Annotated in this window: 4 protein-coding genes and 1 pseudogene; 4 read left to right on the forward strand and 1 reads right to left on the reverse strand. The window is 73.6% G+C overall.

The genetic code is table 11. The features are described from left to right. Positions 1–814 (reverse strand): serine/threonine-protein kinase (locus tag H5J30_RS26145; protein ID WP_181789803.1); only part of this gene is annotated, 814 nt, incomplete at its 3' end. 170 nt (positions 815–984) lie between these two features. Between H5J30_RS26145 and H5J30_RS26150 the strand changes: the two genes are divergently transcribed. The 4 genes and pseudogenes from H5J30_RS26150 to H5J30_RS26165 form a co-directional block, all read left to right on the forward strand. Further along, complete coding sequence (locus H5J30_RS26150; RefSeq protein WP_145901891.1) at positions 985–1,239, forward strand: DUF8836 family protein; 255 nt, start codon at positions 985–987, stop codon at positions 1,237–1,239. A gap of 184 nt (positions 1,240–1,423) precedes the next feature. Further along, positions 1,424–1,630, forward strand: a complete 207-nt coding sequence (locus tag H5J30_RS26155) for a hypothetical protein (protein WP_018836780.1) — start codon at positions 1,424–1,426, stop codon at positions 1,628–1,630. Positions 1,631–1,908: 278 nt separating this feature from the next. After that, entirely contained in the window at positions 1,909–2,400 is a 492-nt protein-coding gene (locus H5J30_RS26160; protein ID WP_181789804.1) for a GNAT family N-acetyltransferase, read from the forward strand. A gap of 65 nt (positions 2,401–2,465) precedes the next feature. Then, positions 2,466–2,689, forward strand: a pseudogene (locus H5J30_RS26165) (hypothetical protein); the annotation flags it as partial.

The following is a 2,689-nucleotide window of genomic DNA, read 5'->3' on the forward strand; positions in this document are numbered from 1 at the left end:
CGCGGGCCGCGATCTCCTTCAGCCGCAGCGACAGCTGCAGCGTCGAGGGCCGGTCGTCCGGCGTCTTCGCCAGGCACGTGCGCAGCAGCGGCGCCAGTGCGTCCGGCACCCCGTCGAGCAGCGGCTCCTCGTGCACCACCCGGTAGAGCATCACCTCGGAACTGCCCTGCCCGAACGGCGAGTCGCCCGTCGTCGCGTACGCGAGCGTGGCGCCCAGCGAGAACACGTCACTCGCCGGCGTCACCGGCTGCCCCCGCACCTGCTCGGGCGCCAGGAACCCGGGGGAGCCGACCGCCGTACCGACGTGCGTCAGCGTGGAGGCGCCCGTCGCCCAGGCGATGCCGAAGTCGATGATCCGCGGGCCCTTGGGGGAGAGCAGGATGTTGGACGGCTTCAGGTCGCGGTGCACCACGCCCGCCTCGTGCACGGCGACCAGGCCCTCCGAGAGCGCCGCGCCGATCGCCGCGACCCGGGCGGCCATGAGCGGCCCCTCGTCGCCGACCTTGTCGTGCAGGGAGGGCCCCGGTACGTACTGCGTGGCGAACCACGGGCGGTCCGCGTCCAGGTCGGCCGCCACCAGCCGCGCCGTGCAGCCGCCGCGGATCCGCCGGGCGGCGGAGACCTCGCGGGCGAACCGCGAGCGGAACTCCTGATCCTCCGCCAGATCCGGCCGGATCACCTTGAGCGCGACCCGCTGGCCGCGCCGGTCCGAGCCCAGGTAGACCACGCCCATGCCGCCCGCGCCGAGCCGCCGGTGGATCCGGAACGAGCCGACGACACGCGGATCCTCACGACGGAGCCGCATCATCGCCATACCGTAACCATCCCCGCTGCCCGGTCTGTCTGCCGTGCACAGCTTACGGACTTGACCGCCGCTCGCGCTGGCAGGGCGCCGTGCGGCGGGCCGAATTGTCAGTCCCGGGTGGGATCCTGGAGGTATTGCCGGGCCCAAGTGCGGCCCCTAGGAAGGGGGATGCGGGACAGGTGAAGGGCGATCGAGTGGAGATAGTCGTGGACGCGGGGGACACGACGAGGACGTACCAGGTGGTGGCCTCGCGCGCCGGCCGGAGGGTCGAGACGTCGGTGCGCCGGGGCGTGGTCGAGGTGAGCGAGGTGACGCGCAGCGGGTCGGTGGTGCGCACGGCGCGGTTCATGGCCACCAGGGTGCTGGCCCTGGTGGAGCAGCCCGTGCCGCGGTCGGACGGCGAGGTCCCCCTCGGGGAAGACCCCGGGACGTAGTACGCGGTCTCCACCCACGGGAGTAGCGACTTCCCGCCTCAGTCATCCTCCGGGAGGCCAGGCAATCGGTACGCGGGCATGACGACCCGTGCCGATCATTTCCCTAATGTTGTCGTCAAGCGGCGGGCGCAGCACTCGTCCCCCGAGGTCGGACGCCCGCCGCCCCAACACAGGAGTGGGAGCCATGGAGAGAACAGCGGAGCACGCCGCACGGCCCAAGGCCGTCGCCGGGGCGCTCGCCGCGTTCGGCGCACAGCCGTCGGAGCGCAGGCACCCGCTGGTCGCCCTCGCCATGGTGCTGCCCCTGGCGATCGTCCTCACCGTCGTCTTCGGCGGCTGGGAAGCGGTCATCACACATGCGTCGTCCGTGGCCGGAATGATGGGGCACTAGCCCCGTCAGGCCCGGGAGAGCGGCCCGGGCCGGGGACAGCCGGCTCAGCCCCGTGGGGACGGGGGTGCGGCGGACGGACGTGTACGCCCGGGCGTCTGGGGAGACGCCCGGGCTACGCGTTTTCCGGGCCCGTGCCCTTCCTCTCCCGGGTACCGCCCCCGTCACGTGCGCGGGCCGTCGTGGTACGGGCCCGAGGGCTGTCCCGCAGCGCCCGGGTGGTGTGCCCGCCGCCGGCAGGGCGGTGGACAACCGGACGGGGGTTCCGGACGATGGCGTGCATGGCCATGTGGACAATCCAGGCGGAGCCCGTCGACGGGGCCGGTGTCGAGGACGCGATGCGGCAGTACCTCACCGAGATGGGGTGGCGGGTCCTGGGGCGGGCGGTGACGGAGGAGGAGCTGCGCGGAGTGCTCGCGGAGGACCCCCACCACGATCTCGCCCCGCCCGACGGTGTGTTCCTCGTCGCCCGCAGCGGCGGCGGCGCGTTCCTCGGCTGTGCCGGGGTACGGCTGCTGGCAGGCGAGCCTGCGACGGCAGAGCTGAAGCGCATGTTCGTGCGCCCGGCAGGGCGTGGCGCGGGGCTGGGCCGGGGGCTGCTGCTGGCCGCCGAGGCGTCCGCCGCGGCACTGGGCGCCGAGCGGGTCGTGTGTGAGACCAATACCCAGCTCACCGAGGCCCGGGCCCTGTACATGGGACACGGATATGAAGAGACCGCGCCGTACGTCGGTCACGGCAAGGCGGACCATTGGTACGCCAAGGCCCTCGGCTGAGGACCCGCCCGGCAGGCGCTGACCATCGAGAAGACGGTCTACGGGGCTGCCCTTAGGATGAGCCGGTGCGCGCACGCCTCGTCGACCGGCTGGCGGAGCTGAGCCGGGGGGCCGGCGAGCCCGCGGTGATCGTCGACCGCCCGGACGTGACCGTCGTACGCAGCGGAGGCACCGTACTCAAGGCCCACGCCCCGCGCCTGGACCCCGCCGCACTCGCCACCCGGCTCCGGGTGGCCGCGCACCCGCTGCTCGCGGGCATCCTGCTGACGCCGCTCGGCGAGCTGACCGG

Origin of the sequence: Streptomyces phytophilus (assembly GCF_013870535.1) — a bacterium.
GTDB classification, from domain to species: Bacteria; Actinomycetota; Actinomycetes; order Streptomycetales; family Streptomycetaceae; genus Streptomyces; species Streptomyces phytophilus.

Coding starts and splice junctions, on each gene's coding strand:
- H5J30_RS26155 (WP_018836780.1), top strand. CDS start 1,424: ATGGAGAGAACAGCGGAGCACGCCGCACGGCCCAAGGCCGTCGCCGGG.
- H5J30_RS26160 (WP_181789804.1), top strand. CDS start 1,909: ATGGCCATGTGGACAATCCAGGCGGAGCCCGTCGACGGGGCCGGTGTC.